The organism is Salegentibacter profundi, assembly GCF_054121475.1.
The window spans coordinates 182,969-207,201 of the sequence record NZ_JBSYGG010000004.1; the positions used below are offsets into that span (position 1 = coordinate 182,969).

Genomic DNA, 24,233 nt, shown 5'->3' on the forward strand with positions numbered 1-24,233 from the left:
AACTATCAGGATATGGAAAATGGATCGAAAGAAATCATGGAAAATGCTTCTCTTAAGTCTTCAGAAGAGATCCTTAAGGCATTCGATGTAGATAAGGAAAAAGGTCTTTCAAAAGAAGAGGTAAAAGAAGGTTTAAAAAAATACGGGAAAAATATTCTCAAGGAGCAATCTCAGAAAAGCTGGTGGCAAATACTCTTTTCTCAAATCAATAATCCAATCATTTACCTTTTAACGGCTGCCGCCGTTTTAGCCTTCTCCTTTGATGATATTGCGGAAGGTATTGCTATTGTTGTTGTCCTGGTGATAAATACGATTATAGGATTCTGGATGGAGTATAAAGCCCAAAAATCAATGGAATCCTTAAAGGATATGGATAAAATACGGGCCAGGGTCATCCGCCAAGGTAAAAAAGAAAAGATAGATGCGGAGCATCTTGTCCCCGGGGATATCTTAATGGTGGAATCCGGTGACTTAATTCCAGCAGACGCGAGAATAATAGAGGCCACGGAATTACAAGTTGATGAATCTCCTTTAACAGGAGAATCGGTTCCTATAAGTAAATCCGTGGACGCTTTAAAAGAGGAAAAACCTGTAGCCGATCGAACCAATATCCTTTACAAAGGAACAGCGGTAAGTGGCGGAACGGCAAAAGCCGTGGTCTTTGCCACTGGTATGCAAACCGAATTGGGAAGCATTTCTGCCCTGGTTGGAGAAGAGAAAAAAGATGAGATACCGCTCAATCAAAAATTAAATAAGCTTACGAAAAACCTGATTTTCGTAACAATAGGCCTTGCCGTTGCTTTTCTTGTCTTTGGCTGGATAGCCGGGAAAGAAATATACTTACTTATCCAGACCGCTATTGCCTGGACCATCGCTGCCATCCCTGAAGGATTGCCTATAGTAGCCAGTATAGCCCTTGCAAGAGGCATGCTGCGCCTGGCAAAAAAGAATGTCATTGTTAAAAAACTGGAAGCCGTAGAGACTCTTGGAGAAACCACGGTCATCTTCACGGATAAAACCGGAACGCTGACCAGGAATAAGCTTACGGTAAACACCTTGTTTTTTCCGGACGATATCAGGATGAAGGCGGAGTGGGATGGCGCTAAACCCAATATTTCAGAAGCACAAAAACCAGAGGAAAACCAGAATTTCCTCCAGGTATTCAAAATAGCGGTACTGGCCAATGATGCAACTTTAGAAAACGAGGAGCATGAGGAAAAAGAAGCTGAAGACGGGGTGGATGAAAGTGGAATGGGAGATGGAGATCCCCTGGAGATCGCTTTATTACACTTTACCAAAAATTTAAATAAAGAGCTTTATCAGAAAAATCGCGAATTAGAAAGGAAATTACACGATCCTTTCGACTCTGAATCTATGGTTATGGGCGCTGTTTATAAGGATGATGAGGCATTCTATGTGGCGGGAAAAGGTGCTGCCAATGCTATTTTGGACCGCTCAAACAAGATTTTGGTCGGAGATGATCTCAGGGAATTATCGGATCAGGACAAGGATTACTGGCGTCAAAAAAACGATGAACTATCCCAGGAAGGATTGCGGGTCCTGGCCTTTTCCTATAAAAAAACAGACCGGCTCCCTGAAGGAAAAGCAGCGGAAGACTTTATCCAGGAAATGAATTTTGCCGGATTAATCGGCTTTCTTGACCCTCCCAGGAATGAGGTTTCCGATGCCATTGAAACCTGCAAAGAGGCCGGCATTAAAGTTATCATGATAACCGGGGATCACCCCGGTACGGCTAAAAATGTAGGTAAGCAGGTCAATTTATTGGAGCAGGAAGAAAATAAGGAAAACGGGGTGCTTTCGGGAGACCAACTTCAGGAAGAACTTGAAAAAGAAGATGACTCCAGGCTGCTCAATACCAAAATATTCTCCAGGGTAGACCCAGCTCAGAAATTATCCGTGATCAAACATTTCCAGGATCACGGAGAAATCGTAGGCATGACCGGGGATGGCATCAATGATGCGCCCGCCCTGAAAAGAGCTAATATTGGTATTGCCATGGGCAAACGCGGGACTCAGGTGGCCCAGGAAGTCTCTGATATGGTGCTAAAAGATGATTCTTTTAATGCTATTGTCACGGCCATTGAACAGGGGCGAATCATTTTTGGAAACATAAGGAAATTCATCATTTATCAACTCTCCTATCATCTGGGGGAAATTCTGATCATCGCACTGATTAGTTTTAGCCTTTTTACCCTGCCTCTGCTTCCCTTACAGCTACTTTTCCTTAATTTATTGTCGGATGTCTTTCCTGCACTGGCTTTGGGAATTGGAAAAGGCAATCCGGGTATTATGAAAAAACCTCCAAAAGACCCTCAGGAACCCATTCTCACCAAAAAGAACTGGTTACAAATAGCCTTATACGGGGGGATACTCACTATTTGTATTTCAGGAGCTTATTTATTTGCGCATTTTGTATGGGAGCAACCTAAAGAGATAACCAATAATGTGGCCTTTTTCAGCCTTGCCATTGCCCAATTACTCCATGTGTTTAATATGAGGGATAGCCAGGAAAAAACCTTTAATAACCAGGTGACCCGCAATAAATATATATGGATGGCACTGGCTTTTTGTTTTACGGTACTCTTTGCCGCCTATTTCATTCCCGGGGTTTCCCAAATTCTTTCATTTCATCAACTTGAATTAAGAATTTGGGGCCTTATCCTTATCACAAGTTTACTGCCTTTAATCATCATCCAACTCATTAAAATATTTAGCAACAACGCAAAAAACTCAACGCCCCGTTAAAAACACGATGCAATAAAAATAGAAGAATAGCTATTTTTTAACCACTAAATACAGGCTTATGAAAATCGTCACCTTAACACTAAATCCGGCACTTGATAAAAGCACTTCTATAGAAAGGCTGCAGCCACAGAAGAAACTCCGATGTGAAGAACCCCATTACCACCCAGGCGGTGGTGGCATAAACGTGTCCAGGGCCATTAATATCCTTGGCGGTAAATCCCTTGCAATTTATGCCGCAGGAGGGCCCGCGGGCGGAAAAATAGAAGAATTGCTTAAAAAGGAAGAAGTTGCTCAGCAGCGTATTGCTATCCAAAATAATACCCGGGAGAATTTAATGGTACTGGAAACTTCAACCGGAGATCAATACCGGTTTGGAATGCCCGGAGCAATGCTTGGCCAGGGAGCCCTGCAGCAATGTTTGGACATCATAAAGAATCTTCCCGGTCAGGTGGAATACCTTGTGGCCAGTGGCAGTTTACCTCCGGATGCACCAGATGATTTCTACGGGACTCTAGCGGAGATTGCCAAAAGTAAAAATATAAAATGCCTGGTGGACACCTCGGGAAAGGCATTAATAAAAGCCGCGGAAAAGGGAGTTTGCATTATGAAGCCTAACTTAGGCGAGCTTAGTACCCTGGCGGGAAAAGAGGAGATTTCAGGCCTGGAACAGGAAGAGATCGCGAAAGAAATTATAAGCCAAGGCAAAGCAGACATGCTCATAGTTTCCCTGGGCGCACGGGGCGCCATGATCGTAACAGAAGATACTACGGACTATGTGGTACCTCCCACGGTAAAGCAGGACAGTACTGTGGGTGCCGGGGATTCCATGGTGGGAGGCTTGATTTTATCCCTTTCCCGGGGAGATCAGTTAAGGGATGCTGTTAAATGGGGAGTAGCTGCAGGTACCGCCGCAACCATAACTCCCGGAACAGAATTATGTCGCAAAAAAGACGTCGAACGCATATTCGACTGGCTTAGTGAAAAAGAGCGTACCCAAACCGGGAAAGGATAAGCTTGGCTAGTGAAACCCCTGTAATTTTAAAGCAAAGAATAGAATAGCAATTAAATGATGAAGCGGAACCTCCTTAAGGACAAGCAAAGAAAAACCTGATTACAGAATACAAAAGACAATACCTATGGAGATTGATCAAAAATACCCCTATCATAGCATAAGTATTGAAGAAACCTTGGAAAAAGTTTCAGGCAAAAAAGAAGGCCTTTCTTCTAAAGAGGCTCACAAAAGACAGGAGCAATTCGGAAAAAACAAACTTCCGGAAAAAGGAGGAATGAATCCTCTATTGCTTTTTCTAAAACAATTCAAGGATTTTCTAATCCTCATATTGTTCCTGGCAGCAGGAATTGCCTGGTGGGCTGACCAAATGGCTGATGTTTATATAATTTTGGCTGTAATATTATTCAACGCAATAATGGGCTTTGTCCAGGAGTATAAAGCCGAAAAGGCCATTGAGGCCATAAAAAGTCTGGTTAAGAAAAAAGCTTATGTGCTACGTGATGGGAAGCAGGAAGAAATTCCTTCGGAGGAGGTTGTACCAGGAGATATCATCATATTGAAAGAAGGGGCGACAGTTCCGGCAGATGGGCGATTGATAGAGAAAAAAGATTTAAGGGCGACCGAGGCTTCGCTCACCGGGGAATCCATGCCTGTAAAAAAGGAACCAGATCCTGTTGAGGAAGATACTGCCGTAGGTGATCGTTCAAACATGGTGTGGAAAGGAACCAATATTGCCCGGGGAGAAGGAAAGGCAGTAGTTACGGCCATTGGTAAAAAAACTGAAATTGGGAAGATTGCCTCATCGATGGGAAGCATGAAAATGCGGGATTCCAATTTCAAAAAGAAAACCGGTAAGTTAGGTAAGCAGATGGCTATTATTGCCATATTCACTGCAATGATCGTATTTGCTATTGGCTACTGGTATCGCGCCTTCGATTTTCAGGAAATCCTGCTCGTGACCATTGCCACATTAGTATCATCGATTCCCGAAGGTTTACCTGTAGTGATCTCTATAGTTCTTGCCATTGGAGCCAATCGTATGGCTAAAAAGAACGCGATTATCAGGGAGTTTACCGCCACCGAAATGATGGGATCTGTATCGACGATTCTATCTGATAAAACAGGGACCATTACCCAAAGTATTTTAACGGTCAAGAAAATATTTACTGGTAGTGGACAAGAGTTATCGGTTTCGGGAAGCGGTTACCAGTTACATGGTGATTTTAAAAAAGAAGAGGAAAACATCGACCTTAAAAAAAATCCCGTTGAAAGAAAGTTGTTCGCTATTGCCGCTTTCTCTAATAATGCCTCCATTACAGAGGAAAAGGAAAAAAACCAACAAGAGCCGAAAAACAAAGAAACAGTCGCAGGAAAGAACAAAGGCGAAAACAGCAATAAAGGACCAAAAATTACGGGGGATCCCACGGAGGTGGCCATGCTTGTGATGAGTCGAAAGGCACAAGTTGAACAGGAAGAACCTTATAAGAATTATAAACTTCTCGATGACCTGCCCTTTAATTCAGAACAAAAATTTCGCGCCAGCCTTATAGAAACTGAAGAAGGCGCGGAGTTATTTGTCCTTGGAGCCCCGGAAAGAATACTTGAACTAAGTACTCAATGGCTTAGCCCTGATGGTCCTGAAGAGATGACCGATAAAAAAGCAGAAGAGATTCGTGATAAAATAGATCAATGGACCGGGGAGGCTATGCGTGTTCTAGCCCAGGGGTATAAAAAAGCACCCGACAAGGAAAAAGTGGACCCCGAGGATATAAGAGAATTGATTTGGGTTGGTATTACCGGCATCATAGATCCTCCAAGAAAGGGGGTAAAAGAATCGATTCAAGAATGTAAGGCCGCCGGGGTACGCGTGATCATGGTTACTGGAGATCATAAAAAAACAGCAGCGGCCATTGCCCAGGAGGTGGGTATTGTGGAGGCTAAAGATTTAGAGGAAGATGGCCCGTACCCGGTCTCACTCACCGCCAAAGAATTGGATGTGGACGATGAGAAATTTGATGATTATTTAGCACATGTAAATGTATATGCAAGGGTTGATCCTCAGACCAAGCTTCGCATTGCCAAAAGACTTCAAGCCAAAGATACCCTGGTGGCTATGACCGGCGACGGGGTCAATGATGCACCAGCATTAAAACGGGCTGATGTAGGCATTGCAATGGGACAGCGAGGTACCGATGTGGCAAAGGATGCTTCTCAAATTGTGCTGCAAGACGATAACTTTAGTAGTATAGTCAATGCGATCAGGGAAGGCAGGATCGTGTTTGAAAATGTAAAAAAAACGAGTTATTTTCTACTTACCACTAATTTTGCTTCCACCTCAGTGCTTATTGTAGGCCTTTCCCTTGGTTTTCCGATTCCATTGACTGCAGCTATGATCTTGTTTGTGAACCTGGTGACAGATGGGGTTATGGACGTTGCCCTGGCTACAGAACCTGGCCATGGGGAAATCATGCATCAGCCCCCGATTGACAAAAACGCCAATATCCTGCACTGGGATATAGCGCCTTACCTGTTAATGATGGCTGCTATTATGGTTACCTTATCCATACTGGTTTTAGATTATTACATGCCCCAGGGTGAAACTATGGCCAGAACAGGCACCTTTTTAACCGTGGCAATGACCCAGCTTTACAACGTATTTAATATGCGTTCGCTCCGGCAATCAATTTTCGAGATAGGTATGTTCACCAACAAATGGATTAACATTGCATTTGTGGCCTCATTAGCAGGGCAGATAGCCGTAATAAAAGTACCTTTTCTCCGTGAACTCTTTGGCTTTGAAGATCTTCCCTATCTTCATTTTCTGATTATTTTCCTCCTATCATCCCTGGTGCTTTTTGGAGGCGAACTCTTTAAATATTTAAAATTCAAAAAGAAAATTATTTAAAATATGAAGTGAAAATGTCAGGGAGCAAAGTCACGAATTACCTTATTTTCCGGTAAAGGGCAGGGAGATGAATCCAAAATATTTGATCTTGATTTCATCAGCAAAGGCAGCAGCTTCCAAAGCAAGAATAATTTTATTCCGGCGGGATTAACAATAACTTCTTCTGTCTTCCCTGAATATAACTAAAGCCATCTGGGCCCCAAAACCCAGCTTCCTCCAGCATAATTCGTACCTCCTGCTCCCACTCCCTAATATAAACGCGGGTATTGAGTTCAATTGCATAGACCGTATTCTCCTTTAAAGGATACTCCCCTATTCCTGGTACCCCATCCTGTGCATCCCACATCCCGATAGTAGTGCCCGCAGAATGCCCATATAAACCCAAAGGATGCGTGTAGATCATCGCTTTTAGATTTTCCTTTTCGGCCTGGTTTAAACTCGCTGAAAGAATTTGATTTCCCGTTTTCCCCGATTCGAAATTTCCGGTTAAGATATCCTGAAGCCTGTTCCCCTTCTCCAGGGCCTTCTGCAAAAATACAGGGGCTTGGGTTTCTCCGGGTTTTAGGATATAAGCCATTTGCTGGCAATCGGTATTGAGACCTAAATAAGTGATCCCGAAATCACAGTGCAGTAAATCTCCCTGGAAAATAGTTTTTCCCTCTTTATTGGAAGAGAAAGCGGAAATATGATCCTCCAGGGCCTGCTCATTGCGCTGGATGGAAACACTTGGATGAAACCAGGTTTCAAGGCCAAGGTCAGTAACTTTTTGACGCATCCACCAGACCAGATCATCAGTGGTGGTCTGGCCAGGGGTGATCACCTTTTCACTGAAGGCTTCCTCAATAATCGCTTTAGTGACCTTTACCAGCTCTGGGTAAAGCCTCATCTCCATTTCACTCCTGGTCTCGAGCCAACCTACAGCTAAAGTCTCTGCCGAAACCAGGCGAACCTTATAAGATGCTGGAAGGTATTTCTGGAATTCTTTAAAATCAGTGCTGACCAGGCCATCAGCCAGGCCATAATCACTGGAAAAGTTTAAGGCTATTTTTTGAGGATCTCTTGTTTTTATGATTTCCATCAGGGCTTGCCACTGGTTGGGCTGTTGCTCAGGATCCCAGGCTCCCTTAATGTTTTCCCCCACCTGGTAACGGGCAACGGCAAGTCGCTCTATGCTATCGGCTTCTTTATCCCTGTAAAATACCAGAATGGTGCGTCTGCGGGCATTGAGCCAGGTGGCAGGTAGCATGGTGCGCAAGACAGGGTCTTCATTATATTCCCTGGCCATCACTACCCACATATCAATGGCTGCCCTGTCCATCAGCCCAGGTAACAGATTTTCAAATTTATCCTTTAAAATCTCATCTTTTAGCGCTGCCTGTTCACGCTCAGAGAGAATTTGACCTGAGCAGAGCAAACCACTCAGCAGACTGAACCATAAAAAGAGTTTCTGCATATTTGGAATTAATTCACTTTGCTTTTAACCGTATTCTCCCTGTGAATCTTCCCGTTGGGGGTTTCTTCAAATTTTTCAATAAGATAGATCTTTTTAGGGGCTTCGTATTTATCAAGGCTTTTCAGGGCCTTAATGCGCTTTTGCAAATCGGATAGCATTTCCTCTGAAAAATCACTTTCCACAAAAAGGACAAGTTTTTCTCCCAGGGCATCATCAGGCATGGATGTTACAAATAAACGCTGATCGATGATCTTTTCGAGTTTTCGTTCTATTTCTTCTGGGAACAACTTAATCCCCCCTGAATTAACCATATTATCTATTCGTCCCTTCCAGATGAATTTTTTATAGGTAAGAATTTCGACTATATCATTGGTAACAATAGGTTTATCAGCCAGTTTAGGGGCTTTAATGACCAGGCATCCCCGCTCATCCTGGGATATATTGATATTAGGCAGCACCTTAAAGGGTCTGGGGTGCTTTTTTTTGTTCCTGGGATTTAAGCGTTTCGCAGCGATATGGGTAACGGTTTCGGTCATCCCATAGGTTTCATACACCTTGGTTTCCAAATCCCTGACCATTTTCTGAAGACGGGTTGACACCGCGCCACCTCCTACGATAAGTTTTTTGATAAGATGCAGCCTGCCAATGGAATTATCCAGTTGAAAGGGGGTCATGGCACAAAAATCATAACGCTTAAAGACCTGATCCAGGGGATTAGAGGATGGGGGTACAAGGTCAAGATGCCATCCCAGGACCATTGCCCGCACCAACATCATTTTTCCCGCTATAAAATCAGCGGGCAGACACATAAGCGCAGTAGTATGCTCCGGTAGATTAAAAAACCTGGAAGTAGCATGCGCTGAATTGATCATGTGTTCCTTTTTAATCTTGATCTTTTTAGGGGTTCCGGTAGAGCCGGAAGTCTGGACCTCTATCGTACTTCCAGGTTTGATCCAGTCCAGAAGAAAACTACCAATTCTTTCTTCAAAGGGCTCTCCTTCTTTTATAAAACTATAGGCAACCTGATAAAGTTCAGCATTGGAAAAGTAGCGCTTGTTAAGCTTAAAACCCAGATGCGTTTCCGGTACTTTGTATTTATCTGCCATCTGTTTAACCAAGGTAGGAAATTTACTAATTACCTAAAGTTACCAAATACTTATGAAAATTTTAAGCTTCTTTTGAAAGATTTAAGGTTTCAGGCTCCTCCACCTTTCCAAAAAGTTTGTGTCTCCACCCCTTCCAGCCATATTTTCTGGCCATGATATATAGAAGTGCTGGATAAATTATAAATACAGGTACCAAAACGTCCCAGCCTGCTGTAGGTTCAGAGATATCTTTTAAAATTGAATGACTCTGGAATGCGGTCCATTCCGCAGTAACCAGAAGTACAGCAACCAGGTTATTAGCCGCGTGAAAACCCAGAGCCAGTTCCAACCCCTCATCCATTAAGGTCATGATGCCCAGCATAAAACCCGTTCCTATATAGTAGGTCATAATAATATTACCCAGTTGGGTTACCTCAGGATTAAAGAAATGAAGCCCGCCAAAAACCACAGAGGTAATGATAAGGGGAAGCCACCTGTTGCCAGCCAGGATTCCAATGCCCTGCATCAGGTAACCCCGGAAAAAATATTCCTCAAAACTGGTCTGTAGTGGAATCATAACGATCGCTATCAAAGTGAGAATCAGAAAAGGGACAGGTTTAAAATTCACCACAAAATCTTCCGGGTTGGCATAATAATCAGCAAGACTCAAAAGCACAGTCAGCAGGGCCACAAGTCCAAAGGCGAAGAAAACCCGGCTCCAGTCTATTTTCTTTCTACTGGTGGTCAGGGAATTCAGGCTTTGCCCGTGAAGAAATTTCACTACAACAAAAACGGCAACAAGACCCACGGCAAAGGTTAACAGCATTAGAAAAAGATTAAGGTTGGGGTCGAGCACCTGCATGATCTCAGATTCTCCCATCCCCATTACTTCCATACCTCCGGCCAGGAAAATTGCCACAGCAAGAGGAATTTGACCAATGATCACTCCGGCGATTACGATAAGGGTTCCCAGAATATACCGCCAGAATTCATGGCGGAATTTAAAAGCTTGAGCTATATACATATGTTAAAAGTTAAAATCCCATTTCTCCTCTGGATTATAGTGAATTTCACCGCGTTTGACCTCCAGCGGACTTGTAAAGTTATTGGTGTAAAGACTTCCGGTACCAAGGCCTTGCGGCATTAGCGTATTTTTTATATAGGTCCATTGCGCAATGGCGTTAAGACCAATATTGCTCTCCAGGGCACTGGTTATCCACCAGCCAATCTGATGTTTTTCAGCCTGATCGATCCATTCCTGGGTTCCTTTATAACCACCGATTAAACTGGGTTTAAATATAAGGTACTGCGGTTGAATTTTACCAAGCATCTCCTCCTTTTCCTTTTTATCGAAAATGCCAATAAGCTCTTCATCCAAGGCTATAGGAAGAGGAGTTTTTTCGCATAATTCAGCCATAGCCACCCATTGTCCTTTCCTGATCGGCTGCTCGATACTATGGAGCTCAAAGGCGCTAAGCCGTTTTAATTTTTCCAGGGCGTCCTCCCTGGAAAAAGCCCCGTTAGCGTCTACCCGCAATTCGATCTCTTCCGGGGAAAATTCTCGTCTAATATACTTGAGAAGTCCTAGTTCCGTTTCAAAATCAATAGCGCCTATCTTCATTTTGATACAGTCAAAACCTGCCTCTATCTTTTGAGCGATCTGTCGTTTCATATCCGTTTTATCCCCCATCCAAATCAGTCCGTTGATAGGGATGGACGCCTCTCCACGGGTGAATTCTGAAGGAAAAAGCAAAAATGGATGATCTGATTTTAAAGACCTGAAGGCCATTTCCACCCCAAACTGAAGGCTTGGAAATTCCTTTAATTCCTCCCAAAGAAAGTCGGGCCCTGCATCAATGTGCTTACAGACCCATTCTAATCGTTGTTGATAATCCGGACGATCGTCTATGCTCAAACCACGAAGAATACCACATTCTCCAATTCCTGAGCGTTTTCCATCGGTGATTTGGAGAAACCAGGTTTCTTTGGTAGTAAGAACGCCCCGGGAAGTTCCGCTGGGGCGTTTGAAATTTAAAATATACTTTTTGTAATTTGCCTGCATCTACAGGGGCTTTATAGTTATAATTCTATGCTTTCTCCAATATCGAGTAACATAAGGTCCTTGCCTTTTTCGTAAAATTTTCGCTTGGCTTCCTCATGATCAATTTCAATATAGCCAAAGGTATCGAAATGACAGCCTAACACCTTATCACATTCCACAAAATCACTGGCTATAATGGCATCGTCTATACCCATTGTGAAATTATCGCCAATAGGCAAAATAGCGAGATCCAGGCTGGTTTGCATCGGGATAAGTTTCATATCCATGGTCAAAGCCGTATCTCCGGCAATATAAATATTTTTATGTTCTCCTTCAATAACAAAACCTCCTGGTTGACCACCATAAGAGCCATCAGGGAATGAACTGGAGTGAATAGCATTTACATACTTGAGCATTCCAAAATCAAAATCCCAGCTTCCTCCGTGATTCATAGGATGTACCTCGATGCCTTTGTCTTCGTAATGACTGGCGATTTCAAAGTTGCTTACGATGACAGCGCCGGTTCTTTTAGCAATGGCTTCGGCATCCAGGCTGTGATCCTGGTGGGCGTGAGTAAGCAAAATATAATCAGCCTTAAGGGCCTCGATATCGATTTTGTCTTTTGCCAGTGGATTTCCTGAGATAAAAGGATCAACCAAAATATGGGTTTGACCTATCTCCAACCCAAGGCAGCTTTGTCCGTAAAAACTTATTTTCATCCTGATATTTTTTTGATTAAATAATAAGGCTAAGTCTAAATATAGCTTTAAATGTAAAATTAAGCATTAGGCATTTTCTTAATATCCCCTGCGCTATATAATTTTGTTAAAAACTCAGATGATCTGTCCAATTCCAAAGAGGATTGCCAGGGCAAAAGTAGAAAGGGCCAGGATTTTCAATTCCGGATCCAACAAGATGGGGTTTTCATTTTCCACCACTCTTTTCAGATGAAGCAGTAATGGCACCAGGGCTGGTAGATAAAGAAAATCACTTGCACCATCATAACAGAGCACGGTATAAAGAACCAGGCAAAAAATGGCAAAAAGGATCAGGATATAATGATAGTTCTTGGCTTTCTTATCCCCAAGGATTACCGCCAGGGTATTTTTACCGGCCTTTTCATCGGAACTGCGGTCCCGCATATTATTGAGGTTTAATACTCCCATACTAAGAAGGCCAATGGTAAAGGCAGGAAGTAAAACTTCCCATCTAAATTCATGAGCATATAGGAAATAGGAGCCATATACCGCCACTAATCCGAAAAAGACAAAAACGAAAACATCCCCTAAACCCCGATATCCATAGGCCGAATCTCCTACGGTGTATTTTATGGCTGCGGCGATGGCCGCAATGCCCAGGAGAAAAAACATCAGCGCAAAAAGAAGGTTTTCTTTCCCAAAAGCAGCATAAATCAGCAGAATGGCCAGTAATAGGGTCCCAATCGCAGTAATGATGATGGCCTGTTTCATTTCCCCTCTGGTAATCATTCCACTTTGCAGGGCGCGCTGAGGCCCTACCCGGTCTTCATTATCGGTTCCTTTTACTCCATCTCCATAATCATTGGCAAAATTGGAAAGTACCTGAAGACCCAGGGTGGTCCCAAGGGCCAGGCTGAAAATAGCAATATTAAAATAGCCGTGTTGCACGGCAATGGTTGTCCCTACTATAATCCCTGAAACCGATAGCGGAAGCGTTCTTAACCGGGCAGCATTTATCCAGGAGTATAATTTTTTCATTTATTCATTATTTTAACCAGTAATTCTTTTAACAGGTCGCCCTGGGAAACATTGGCCGCTCCAACTCCCTTACCCTTTGCATCGGTTTGATGCAAAAGATCTATAGCCCGGCTCACTTTTTTCATCGGATAATTCTTTGCCGCTTCGACATAATCGCTTACAAAATAAGGATTAACCTTTAGTTGCTTGGCTACATTTGCCTTTGATTTATCCGACAACCCGTGATATTGTAAGACCTGGGAGAAATAAGAAAACAACAAGGAAATAGTTACTACTAGTGGGTTGTCTTTGGGATTTTGTGCGAAATAATTAATAATGCGATGTGCCTTTACCACATCCCGAGATCCTATTGCCTTGCGAAGTTCAAAATTGTTAAAATCCTTACTAATACCTATATTCTCTTCAATGAGCTCCGGAGTTATCTGAACCTCCTTTGGGGTAATCAGCTGAAGCTTCTCGAGTTCATTATCGATCTTACCCAGGTCTGTCCCCAGGAACTCCACCAACATCTGGGCTGCTTTGGGAGAAATGGTATAGCCTCTGGATTTAAGTGTGGTCTGGATCCATGGACCAACCTGGTTATCATAAAGGCGTTTGCTTTCAAAGATAATTCCAGACTTATTAATCGATTTATACAGTTTCTTCCGCTTATCTATCTTCTTGTATTTATAACACATCACAAGGACTGTGGTGGGCTGAGGATTATCGCAGTAGGCACTTAAACTCTCCATGCTCCTGGAAAGATCCTGGGCTTCCTTTACAATGAGCACCTGGCGCTCGGCCATCATTGGATAGCGTCGGGCATTACTGGAAATTTCATCAATAGTAGTATCCCGCCCATACATCACCATCTGGTTGAAACCCCTTTCTTCCTCGGAAAGGATATTTTCTGCGATAAAATCAGCGATCTTATCTATATAATAAGGTTCTTCCCCCATCAGGAAATAGACTGGAGCGATCTTTCCCTGGCGGATGTTATTCACAATTTGTTTTGCTTCTTCCATGTAAAGATTTGGTTCGGCTGGTAAGTTTGGAATTTAATTAGTGGCCTGCTACAGAAATATCTTCTGACTTTGCTATTTTTGGACTTATGCTTGACCTTAATTTCCCCCAGTACCGGTTTCGGTTCAAAAATAATCAAAATAAAATAGCCGTTTTTGATGAGCTTCGTAAAAAATTTGTGGTGCTTACTCCTGAGGAATGGGTAAGACAACATTGTATTCGCTTTTTAATTGAAAACAAAAACTATCCAAAAAGCCTTATCAATGCTGAAAAGCAATTGAAACTGGGAAAACTGGTAAAAAGATATGACCTGATCGTTTACAATTCCGATGGCAGCATCTTTCTTATTGTAGAATGCAAAGCTCCCGGGGTAAAAATAACCCAGGATACTTTCGATCAGATCGCCAGGTATAATTTGAGTCTTCAGGCCGAATATTTAATGCTCAGTAATGGCCTTGAACACTATTACTGCCAGATGGATTATGAGCAGGAAACCTATATTTTTTTAAAAGAACTTCCCCAATGGAAAAACAAAAATAAATGAGCATGACCAATGAAGTCGGAACGAACGAATCGCTAAGTATAGCGGTGGTGATCCTAAATTGGAATGGCCGAGATCTTCTTAGAGAATTTCTGCCCTCTGTCCTGCTCCATTCCCAAAAGGCTCAAATATATGTCGCTGATAATGCTTCTACCGATGACTCGGTTGTAGTGGTAAGAGAGGAATTCCCGGGAGTTAAGCTCCTTGAGAATCATAAGAATTATGGGTATGCCAAAGGATACAACCAGGCCCTGAAGGCTCTTAAGGAAGATGTATTTATCCTGTTGAACTCCGATGTTGAAGTTACAGAAAACTGGCTTGACCCTATTATCGAAATATTTCAAAGGGAACCGGATACTGCGGCAGTACAACCTAAATTACTCGATTACAAAAACAAAGATCACTTTGAATATGCCGGGGCCGCCGGAGGTTTTATCGATATGCTGGGTTATCCTTACTGCAGGGGGCGGATATTTGACACCCTGGAAGAGGATCACGGACAATATAACGAGGATAGCTACATTTTTTGGGCAAGTGGTGCCTGCCTGGCCATTAGGAGTTCGGCATTTTACCAGGCCGGTGCCCTGGATGAGACTTATTTCGCTCACCAGGAAGAAATCGATCTTTGCTGGCGACTGCATAACCTGGGATACAAAATTAAATATACAGGAGCCTCCCGGGTTTATCACCTTGGCGGGGCTACCCTGGATTCCATGAATCCGCGCAAGACCTTTTTCAATTTCAGAAACAGTTTATTTTCACTTTTAAAGAACGCCCCGGGACACTCGGCTTTTTTCTTGATTCTTTTAAGGATGAGCCTGGACTTTTTGGCGGCCATAAAGTTCATTGCGGCAGGAAAATTTGCACACTTTTTCGCGATTTTCCAGGCACATCTTAGTTTTTACAGCCATATCTCCCACTTTTTGGAAAAGCGTAGAATTCTACCCAAAAAGAAAGATTATTACACTCAGAAATCCATTGTTATCGCTTATTTTATCAACGGTAAGCGGAAATACTCTGATTTATAGCAAAACATTTAAAAACTAATGTTAAAGCTTCTTTTCCCCTTTATATTTTTTTGATACTTTTGGGACATCTAACATTAATAATAATTACAAGTTATGAAACGAATCATGCTTTTATCGGCTACTGTTGCTGTTTTACTTTCTTCCTGCGTTTCACAGAAGAAATATGCAGAATTGGAAGCCAAGCAACAAGAAACCCAGGACCAGTTAAACACGGCCACAGTTAAATTAAATTCTTGTTTAGACGAGAAAGAAGGCCTAAACAGGCAAATTAAAACGCTAAACAACACCAATGCTGCCCTGCTAAATAACGTAGGGGACCTAGCAACCCTTTCTAAAAAAGAAGCTGAAAACCTCGAGCGTTCTTTAGAAAGCATAAAAGAAAAAGATTTAGCCATCAGTAGAATGCGTGATGCAATCAACAAAAAAGACTCCGTTACCCTTGCGCTTGTGACAAGCTTAAAAGGAGCTCTTGGAAACATGAGCGACGAAGACATCGAGATCAATGTTGAAAAAGGTGTGGTTTACGTATCTATTTCTGATAAATTGTTATTCGATAGCGGACGTTACAATGTAACTGCTCGTGCTAAGGAAGTTCTTGGAAAGGTAGCCACCGTTGTAAAGAACCGTCCGGAAATAGAATTTATGGTTGAAGGTCACACTGATGACAAGCCAATCAAAACTTCCATGTTCGAAGACAACTGGGATCTTTCTGTAAAACGTGCAACTTCTGTAGTGCGTATTCTTCAGGATGAATTTGGTGTAGAACCAGCGAGAATGACTGCAGCAGGTAGAAGTTACTACATTCCTGTAGCCACCAATGAAACTGCTGAAGGTCGTGCGAAAAACCGCAGAACCCGTATCGTAGTACTTCCAAAGCTAGACCAATTCTACGGAATGATCGAAGAAGGAATGAAGGCAGCCGAATAATTTGGAACCCAATATATCATTTCAAAAAACCCTCGCCATTGCGAGGGTTTTTTTATGGATATCCATATTACTTTTTACCTACATAATCTCAATACTACCCTTTCCTTCTCTTATCACTTCAGGTTCTCCAGATGTAAGATCGATCACTGTGGAAGGAATATTATCTCCATAACCTCCATCTATTACTATATCGACCAGGTTATCCCACTTCTCCTTGATCAACTCGGGATCAGTGGTATATTCCAGGACTTCATCATCATCCCTAATGGAGGTGGAAACTATAGGATTGCCCAAAGCAGCAACCAGGGCTCTGCAAATATTATTATCGGGCACTCGTATACCAACTGTATCCTTCTTTTTAAATACATTGGGCAGGTTATTGTTTCCCGGTAAGATATAAGTATAAGGTCCAGGAAGCGTCCTTTTAAGAATTTTAAAGGTTGCCGTATCAATTTGCTTTACATAATCTGACAAATTGCTCAGATCCTCACAAATAAAGGAAAAATTGGCTTTTTCCAGTTTAACCCCTTTAATCTGCGCGATCTTTTCCAGGGCAGAAGTATTGGTAATATCACATCCCAGACCGTAAACGGTATCTGTAGGATAAATTACCAAACCACCATCTCTGAGGACTTCAACTACTTTATTGATAAGTTTGGGACTCGGATTCTCTTGGTAAATTCTTATTAGTTCAGCCATAATTACATATTTAAAACATCCTAAAAATTACAAAATTCCGGATATTTTCAAATGATTAATTGCACTTAATTTAAATTGAATTTTTCTTCCTGGCCCTGGATAATTATGAAGTTCAGGAAAAATAAAACAGGAATAATTTAGCCTTAAGATAAAAATAAAGCCGCTTTTCGCGGCTTTAAATAACAGAAGTTTAACGGCTTAGCTAAGCAATTTTAATTTAGCGAAACGCAATAAAAGTTTCTTAATGCCACCGTTTTCAAAATCGATTTCTGCTTTTTTATCTTGTCCGGCTCCCTCTATACTTAATACTTTTCCTTTTCCGAAGCGCATATGCTCCACCATATTACCAGCTTCCAGTTTTATCGAGGGGGATGCCTTGGGAGGCTCCTTGGAAGCAGGTTTGAGTTTGCGAAGTTTCCTTAATTGGGATTCAGAAGGTTTATGCGCGGGTGGCGGGGTGCCGTTTTTAGGCTTGGTCTGCCTAAGTTTTGACTTATCCACATCCCCAAAAATATCAGTGTCTATAAGAGGCTTGTATTTATAATCATCCTGCGGTATCATATAGTCTTTAAAGGAATCGTCTATTTCCTCTATAAATCTACTGGGTTCGGCATCTACTAATTTTCCCCAACGGTAACGCGACTGGGTATAGGTTAAATAGGCTTGTTTTTCAGCCCTGGTCAGGGCGACATAGAAAAGTCGCCGTTCTTCTTCCAATTCGGTCCTGGTATTCATACTCATTGCCGAGGGAAATAAATCTTCTTCCAGTCCAACGATATATACATAAGGAAATTCCAGGCCTTTGGCCAGGTGGATGGTCATAAGAGCTACCCTGTCATCATCGGAGGTATCCTTGTCCATATCGGTGGCCAGGGCGACATCTTCAAGAAACTCCGCCAGGGAACCATGGGCATCGGCAAGTTCTTTTTGTTCTTCCACGAAATCCCGGATCCCATTTAGTAATTCCTCAATATTTTCTATACGTGCGATCCCCTCCGGGGTACCATCTTTCTTGAATTCCTGCACCAGGCCGGATTTCTTTGTCACTGTATCAGCAACGCTAAAGGCATCGGCGTTTTCAGCAAGGATGGTGAAGCTCTTGATCATATTGACAAAGTTCTTCAGCTTTGTGCGGGTTCCGCTGTTGATCCCCAGATTAAGCTGGTCAATATTTTCGATCACCTCAAAGATGGAGCGACCATACTGATTGGCAGCAATAGTTAATTTATCCATTGTCGTCTGCCCAATACCTCGGGCAGGATAATTTATCACCCGTTTTATGGCTTCTTCGTCCCTGGGATTGATCAGCAAGCGAAGATAAGCCAGCACATCCTTGATCTCCTTGCGCTGGTAAAAAGAAAGCCCGCCGTAAATTCTGTAAGGAATCTCTTTTTTTCGCAAGGCATCCTCCATCGCCCTACTCTGGGCATTGGTACGGTATAAAATGGCAAAATCACTGTTTTTAAGCTGATGCTGCATTCTGTTTTCAAAGATGGATCCTGCCACAAAACGTCCTTCCTCACCATCGGTAAGCAAACGGTTGACCACAATTTTTGGTCCGTCTTCATTTTCGGTCCAGACCACTTTTTCAAGTTTGGTCTTATTTTTCTCGATGATCGAATTGGCCGCATTTACAATATTTTTTGTGGAGCGGTAATTCTGTTCCAACCTGTAGAGCTGTACATCGGGATAATCTTTCTGGAAGTTCAGAATATTATTGATATTGGCACCACGGAAGGCATAAATACTCTGCGCATCATCACCAACCACACATATATTCTGAAATTTATCCGACAGGGCTTTTACAATCAGATACTGTGAGTGATTGGTATCCTGGTACTCATCCACCAGGATATACCTGAACCGATTCTGATATTTCTGAAGCACCTCGGGAAACCGGTTTAAGAGTTCATTGGTCTTGAGCAGTAAATCATCAAAATCCATTGCCCCTGCTTTAAAGCAGCGATCTACATATTCTTTATAGATATCTCCCAGGCGCGGCTTTTTAGCCATCGCATCGGCCTCTTTGAGTTCAGGATTCTGAAAATAGGCTTTCACCGTGATCAGGCTGTTCTTATATGAGGAAATCCGGTTATATACCTGTTTGTATTTATACACGTCCTTATCCAAACGCATATCTTTTATAATGGCCCTGATCACACTTTGGGAATCCTGGGTATCATAAATGGTGAAATTAGAAGGATAGCCTAGTTTATCGGCTTCAAAGCGCAGGATCTTGGCAAAGATCGAATGGAAAGTTCCCATCCAAAGGTTCTTAGCTTCGGAATTCCCTACGATCCTGGCGATCCGGCTTTTCATTTCCCGGGCCGCTTTATTGGTAAAGGTCAAGGATAAGATATTAAAAGGATCCACCCCCTGGCTCATCAGGTAAGCGATCCTGTATGTAAGTACCCGGGTTTTTCCTGATCCCGCTCCTGCAATTACGATCATGGCACCGTCCTTCTGCAGGACCGGAGCTCGCTGAGCCTCATTTAATTCGGCTAAATAATTTTCCAAATTTCCTTCCGTTTTTTAAAGGGGTGAATTTAACCAAAATGCCCTAAAAATTAAACCCACAGGCCTATTCTTTTTAAACAAATACCTACAGGGCAATGGCAAAAACCTATAAATTAAATATATTTAAAGCGCAATGCTCATTAAACTATTATGAAAAAACTTAGCCTTGTCTTCTTTGCCCTTTTCGGCATCGGCATGACAGCCCAGCAAATCGATCCTGAAATCAACATTACTGCAGAAAACCTTGAGGAACAGGTAATCTCCTGGCGAAGGGATTTTCACCAGCACCCGGAACTTTCCAACAGGGAGTTTAAAACAGCCGAAAAAGTCGCGGCCCACCTTAATAAGCTGGGGATAACAACACAAACCGGAATAGCCAAAACCGGGGTGGTCGGTATCTTAAAAGGAGCACATCCTGGAAAAACGGTAGCCCTGCGCGCCGACATGGACGCCCTCCCGGTCACCGAACGCAATGATCTTCCATTTAAATCCGAGGTCACCACGGAATTCCTGGGCGCTAAAACCGGAGTGATGCATGCCTGTGGACATGACACCCACGTGGCTATACTAATGGGGGTTGCCGAAGTACTGGCCCAACATAAAGACAAGATTCATGGTACGGTGAAATTCATATTTCAACCCGCAGAGGAAGGTCCGCCTCCTGGCGAAGAAGGAGGAGCAGGCCTGATGATCAAAGAAGGTGTTTTGAAAAACCCGGATGTCGATGCCATTTTTGGCCTTCACATCAATTCGGAAACTCCGGTAGGTACCATTCGCTATAAACCTGAAGGGACCATGGCAGCCGTGGAGCGTTTTGTAATAAAGGTAAAAGGAAAACAGACCCACGGTTCAGCACCCTGGAGCGGCACCGATCCAATTCTCATTTCAGCAAAGATCATCGATGGCCTTCAATCCATTATCAGTCGTAATGCTAAACTGGTCGATGGCGCTGCGGTAATTACCGTTGGTAAGATCTCCAGCGGAGTACGGTTTAATATCATTCCTGAATCTGCAGAGATGATAGGCACTGTGCGTAGCCTCGATCCCGACATGAAAGCACTTATCCTAAAGAGAATGCGCGAAATGGTTCCGGCACTTGCCAAGGCCTACGGAGGGGAGGCTTCCATTGAAATTCAGAATAATACAGCAATCACCTATAACGATCCGGAGCTTACCCAACAGATGTTGCCTACCCTTGAAAAAGTCGCCGGGAAGGATCAGGTAGAACTAGTAAAAGCCACAACGGGAGGAGAAGATTTTTCTTTCTTCCAGGAAAAGGTACCCGGATTCTATTTTTTCCTTGGAGGAAAACCCCAGGATGCCACAGAGGCTGCTCCGCATCACACCCCCGACTTTTTTATCGATGAAAGCGGATTACTTTTAGGTGTAAAAACTTTGTCACAAATAGCTATAGATTATTTAAATCAGTAATTATGAGTGCGTTTTTGGATTTCCTTGCAGCTATAAGTTGGTGGGGATGGCTCCTTATTTTTCTTTTGCTCTTGGCCTTAAAAGATATTTTCTTGAACCGGGAGCATACCATCAAACATAATTTTCCCATAGTGGGGCATTTAAGGTATTTTCTTGAAGGAATCGGTCCTGAACTCAGGCAGTACATCGTGGCCAGTAATCGCGAAGAGTTACCCTTCAACAGAATTGAAAGAGGCTGGATTTACGCTTCTGCCAAAAACCAGAACAATTATGAAGGCTTCGGAACCGATCAGGATATCTATTCCAACCATTATATCTTTATCAATAATGCCATGCTGCCTTTTAAGATGGGAGAAGATCATCCCAACCGCGAAGATCCCGATTTTATGGCCTGTGCCAAGGTAATGGGGGCATTCAATAAGAGAAAGCGCCCTTTTCGCCCCGCCTCGGTGATCAATGTTTCGGCCATGAGTTTTGGTTCGCTCTCGGCCCGGGCCATTGAAGCCCTGAACAGGGGATGCATGGAAGCAGCGGCGTATCACAATACTGGAGAAGGTGGCTTATCGCAATATCATCAAAAAGGAGCCGATGTCATCTTTCATTTCGGTACCGGGTATTTTGGAGTAAGAGATGAAAAGGGAAATTTTTCCATGGAAAAAATGGTGAAACTAGTCAGGGAGAACCCCCAGATCAGAGCCATAGAGATCAAACTATCCCAGGGCGCTAAACCGGGAAAAGGCGGAGTTTTACCAGCCTCCAAGATCACCCGGGAAATTTCTGAAATACGCCATGTCCCTATAGGGAAGGATGTACTCTCTCCTCCTGATCATTCCGCCTTCAGCACAATAACAGAATTGGTAGATTTCATTGAAGAAATTGCAGAAGCTACCGGCCTGCCGGTTGGCATTAAATCAGCGGTTGGAAAATTGGATCAATGGGAAGAACTGGCCTCCATTATGGCCAGCACCCAAAGAGGTCCGGATTTTATCACCATAGATGGCGGGGAAGGTGGCACCGGTGCAGCACCCCCGAGTTTTGCCGATCATGTTTCCCTACCCTGGATCTATGCCTTTTCTGAAGTCTATAAAATATTTCTCAATGAAGGGATCACCAATCGAATCGTTTTCGTAGCCAGCGGGAAACTCGGTTTTCCCGCCAAAGCCGCTATGGCATTCGCCCTGGGAGCAGACTGTATTAACGTGGCCAGGGAGGCCATGATGAGCATTGGCTGCATTCAGGCCCAGTCCTGTCATAACAATACCTGTCCAACCGGTATAGCTACGCAAAATAAATGGCTCCAGTCTGGCCTGAAGGTCAAGGATAAAGCCAGACGGGTGAATTATTACTTTACCAAATTCAGAAAAGAACTCCTGGAAATCACCCATGCCTGCGGTTATGAACACCCAAGCCAGTTTACCATGTATGATGTGGAGATCAACCTGAGTGACAAGAACCTGGCAGAAAATCTGGCTTCAACTTTTACGTATCACAAAGAAAAAGTACCTTTCGGCGGTATAAAAGAACATTTAGAATGCCCTTATCTGGGTGGAAAATATAAAGAGAAAGAAGTTAAAACCAAAGAAGCAGAAACTGAGGACACCTCAGTTTACGATAAAAAAGAATGAATCAGATCGAAATTTCACAGTTACTCCTGGCCCTTTTACCTGCACTCATTGTTGGTCTTCTGGCCTATTATTTCTTTAAATCTTTTCTAAAAAGCGAAGCGGGGCGTCGCCGTTTCCTCCTGGTAAAAGACAATCAGAAAACAGCGCTACCCATGCGTTTGCAGGCCTACGAGCGAATGACCCTATTTTTAGAAAGGATCTCACCGGGGAACCTCTTATTCCGGGTAAAACCAAATTCGGAAGACCCGGATCGCTATGAGCAATTGCTGGTTATGACCATAGAACAGGAATTTGAACATAACCTGGCCCAGCAGATATACCTTAGCGGTGATTGCTGGGATTACATCAAAACCGCAAAGAACGCCACCATTGGGCTGATTAGAAAAGCAAATGGTTTGGATGATGTAACCACGGCCGATGCCTTACGCGAAACTATCCTGAAGAACCTCATCGAAAAACCAGCCCCTACTGATGCGGCACTGGCTTTTATAAAAAAGGAAGTAAAATCCTTTATTTAAAAGAATCCGAAAAAGTTTTTCTTACGCTGTTCGAGATATTGCATATGTCTTTCCCGGGCGTGGTCAAATCCCTGTTGCCACCATTGAGACATTAAGTGTTTATTGAACACCAGGGAATTTTCGGTAAGTTTTGTCGGGGTAAAGTAGGTGTTGAGTTTCACCTTTTTATTCAGGGCGGCTAGCTTACCTTCCACAATGTCGTGATATTCCACCTGATCCTGCAAAAAACCAAACAAATTGATCATTAAGGAGAAGGGGTTTTTTCCCAGTACCTTATTGTATTCCATATTTTCTGCTTCAAGAATGATAGCATCCACCTCCTTTGCCCCTCGTTTGATAGCTTCTCGAATGGGAACCACACATCCCAATCCACCATCGGCATATTCATAACCGTCTTTATTGGCAAGACTCATAAAGGGAATGTAATTGCAACTTATCCATATCCAGTCACAAAAATCATCATAAGTAAAATCATGTATCGATTTATATTCCACCCGGTTTTTGGAAAGGTTGGACACGGTCACAACAACATCTTTTACCGAGGTTTGCAACAGCTCAAATTCCTCCGGGGAAAAATTGCGCTTTATATGTTTTCTTAGGTTATGGCTTTCTCCAAAGGTTCTTTTCTTTCGAATAAATTGCCAAAAAGTATTGAGATAATTAATGGTTACATATTCCCGACCTTCTTTTTTCTTAACAATAAAGGGGTTCACACTGAAAATCTTGCGTTGATTCACATTGGTGTATATATCATATACCTTTTCGATGTTATCTGCAGCAATATGAGGAATGAGCAGGCTCCCGGTAGATGTTCCAAGGAACATATCGTACTTTTTACCTTCTTCCTGGATTAAATACTGGGCTACTCCCCCGGCAAAAGCACCTTTACTTCCACCTCCAGATATTACCAATGCTCGCATTACCTGATATTCTTTTTAAATTCTAGC

Annotated in this window: 19 protein-coding genes; 9 read left to right on the plus strand and 10 right to left on the minus strand. The window is 42.9% G+C overall.

Translation table 11 applies throughout. The features are described from left to right. The first annotated feature begins 12 nt into the window (after nt 1-12). From ACW6NC_RS07595 to ACW6NC_RS07605, 3 genes are all read left to right on the plus strand, one after another. The gene (locus tag ACW6NC_RS07595; protein WP_457864929.1) at nt 13-2,766 is read left to right on the plus strand and encodes a cation-translocating P-type ATPase; all 2,754 of its coding nucleotides are present in this window, start codon (nt 13-15) and stop codon (nt 2,764-2,766) included. A 58-nt stretch (nt 2,767-2,824) separates the two neighbouring features. Then, complete coding sequence (locus ACW6NC_RS07600; RefSeq protein WP_457864931.1) at nt 2,825-3,778, plus strand: 1-phosphofructokinase family hexose kinase; 954 nt, start codon at nt 2,825-2,827, stop codon at nt 3,776-3,778. Between the two features lie 124 nt (nt 3,779-3,902). Beyond that, nucleotides 3,903-6,683 (plus strand): cation-translocating P-type ATPase, encoded by a 2,781-nt coding sequence (locus ACW6NC_RS07605; RefSeq protein WP_457864933.1) that lies wholly within the window; start codon nt 3,903-3,905, stop codon nt 6,681-6,683. Between the two features lie 133 nt (nt 6,684-6,816). Here ACW6NC_RS07605 and ACW6NC_RS07610 read toward each other — a convergent pair whose 3' ends face one another. From ACW6NC_RS07610 to holA, 7 genes are all read right to left on the minus strand, one after another. Next, entirely contained in the window at nt 6,817-8,136 is a 1,320-nt protein-coding gene (locus tag ACW6NC_RS07610) for a M24 family metallopeptidase (protein ID WP_457864935.1), read from the minus strand. An 8-nt stretch (nt 8,137-8,144) separates the two neighbouring features. After that, complete coding sequence (locus ACW6NC_RS07615) at nt 8,145-9,242, minus strand: AMP-binding protein (protein ID WP_457864937.1); 1,098 nt, start codon at nt 9,240-9,242, stop codon at nt 8,145-8,147. A gap of 61 nt (nt 9,243-9,303) precedes the next feature. Beyond that, nucleotides 9,304-10,245, minus strand: coding sequence for a CPBP family intramembrane glutamic endopeptidase (locus tag ACW6NC_RS07620; protein WP_457864938.1), 942 nt, complete (start codon nt 10,243-10,245; stop codon nt 9,304-9,306). Between the two features lie 3 nt (nt 10,246-10,248). Beyond that, nucleotides 10,249-11,283: an o-succinylbenzoate synthase gene (locus ACW6NC_RS07625; protein ID WP_457864939.1), complete on the minus strand. Its 1,035-nt coding sequence runs from the start codon at nt 11,281-11,283 to the stop codon at nt 10,249-10,251. 17 nt (nt 11,284-11,300) lie between these two features. Continuing rightward, the gene (locus ACW6NC_RS07630) at nt 11,301-11,981 is read right to left on the minus strand and encodes a metal-dependent hydrolase (RefSeq protein WP_457864940.1); all 681 of its coding nucleotides are present in this window, start codon (nt 11,979-11,981) and stop codon (nt 11,301-11,303) included. Nucleotides 11,982-12,095: 114 nt separating this feature from the next. Next, the gene (gene menA / locus ACW6NC_RS07635; RefSeq protein WP_457864941.1) at nt 12,096-12,998 is read right to left on the minus strand and encodes a 1,4-dihydroxy-2-naphthoate octaprenyltransferase; all 903 of its coding nucleotides are present in this window, start codon (nt 12,996-12,998) and stop codon (nt 12,096-12,098) included. Continuing rightward, nucleotides 12,995-14,002, minus strand: a complete 1,008-nt coding sequence (gene holA / locus ACW6NC_RS07640; RefSeq protein ID WP_457864942.1) for a DNA polymerase III subunit delta — start codon at nt 14,000-14,002, stop codon at nt 12,995-12,997. Before holA ends, menA begins: the two co-directional genes overlap by 4 nt. Nucleotides 14,003-14,088: 86 nt before the next feature. Here holA and ACW6NC_RS07645 point away from each other — a divergent pair, with 86 nt between their 5' ends. The 3 genes from ACW6NC_RS07645 to ACW6NC_RS07655 all read left to right on the plus strand — a co-directional run bounded on the left by ACW6NC_RS07645 (nt 14,089) and on the right by ACW6NC_RS07655 (nt 16,496). Beyond that, nucleotides 14,089-14,544 (plus strand): type I restriction enzyme HsdR N-terminal domain-containing protein, encoded by a 456-nt coding sequence (locus ACW6NC_RS07645; protein ID WP_457864944.1) that lies wholly within the window; start codon nt 14,089-14,091, stop codon nt 14,542-14,544. Next, entirely contained in the window at nt 14,541-15,569 is a 1,029-nt protein-coding gene (locus ACW6NC_RS07650; protein ID WP_457864946.1) for a glycosyltransferase family 2 protein, read from the plus strand. Before ACW6NC_RS07645 ends, ACW6NC_RS07650 begins: the two co-directional genes overlap by 4 nt. 93 nt (nt 15,570-15,662) lie before the next feature. After that, nucleotides 15,663-16,496, plus strand: a complete 834-nt coding sequence (locus ACW6NC_RS07655) for an OmpA/MotB family protein (protein WP_457864947.1) — start codon at nt 15,663-15,665, stop codon at nt 16,494-16,496. A gap of 78 nt (nt 16,497-16,574) precedes the next feature. Here the strand turns inward: ACW6NC_RS07655 and ACW6NC_RS07660 are convergent, their stop codons facing one another. Together ACW6NC_RS07660 and ACW6NC_RS07665 are read right to left on the minus strand one after the other, a co-directional pair. Then, on the minus strand, nt 16,575-17,195 hold the full coding sequence (locus tag ACW6NC_RS07660; RefSeq protein WP_457864949.1) for an L-threonylcarbamoyladenylate synthase: 621 nt from the start codon (nt 17,193-17,195) through the stop codon (nt 16,575-16,577). A 198-nt stretch (nt 17,196-17,393) separates the two neighbouring features. Beyond that, the gene (locus tag ACW6NC_RS07665; RefSeq protein WP_457864951.1) at nt 17,394-19,712 is read right to left on the minus strand and encodes an ATP-dependent helicase; all 2,319 of its coding nucleotides are present in this window, start codon (nt 19,710-19,712) and stop codon (nt 17,394-17,396) included. A 150-nt stretch (nt 19,713-19,862) separates the two neighbouring features. Here ACW6NC_RS07665 and ACW6NC_RS07670 point away from each other — a divergent pair, with 150 nt between their 5' ends. Genes ACW6NC_RS07670 through ACW6NC_RS07680 form a run of 3 tightly spaced genes read left to right on the plus strand, consistent with a single transcriptional unit; the run spans nt 19,863 to nt 23,286 of the window. Next, a complete protein-coding gene (locus tag ACW6NC_RS07670) occupies nt 19,863-21,143 on the plus strand; it encodes an amidohydrolase (RefSeq protein WP_457864952.1) in 1,281 nt (426 codons plus the stop codon). Nucleotides 21,144-21,145: 2 nt separating this feature from the next. Then, a complete protein-coding gene (locus ACW6NC_RS07675) occupies nt 21,146-22,768 on the plus strand; it encodes an FMN-binding glutamate synthase family protein (protein WP_457864953.1) in 1,623 nt (540 codons plus the stop codon). After that, complete coding sequence (locus ACW6NC_RS07680) at nt 22,765-23,286, plus strand: DUF7935 family protein (protein ID WP_457864954.1); 522 nt, start codon at nt 22,765-22,767, stop codon at nt 23,284-23,286. Before ACW6NC_RS07675 ends, ACW6NC_RS07680 begins: the two co-directional genes overlap by 4 nt. Here the strand turns inward: ACW6NC_RS07680 and ACW6NC_RS07685 are convergent. Then, the gene (locus ACW6NC_RS07685) at nt 23,283-24,206 is read right to left on the minus strand and encodes a patatin-like phospholipase family protein (RefSeq protein WP_457864955.1); all 924 of its coding nucleotides are present in this window, start codon (nt 24,204-24,206) and stop codon (nt 23,283-23,285) included. The genes ACW6NC_RS07680 and ACW6NC_RS07685 overlap by 4 nt on opposite strands. Between the last annotated feature and the right edge of the window lie 27 nt (nt 24,207-24,233).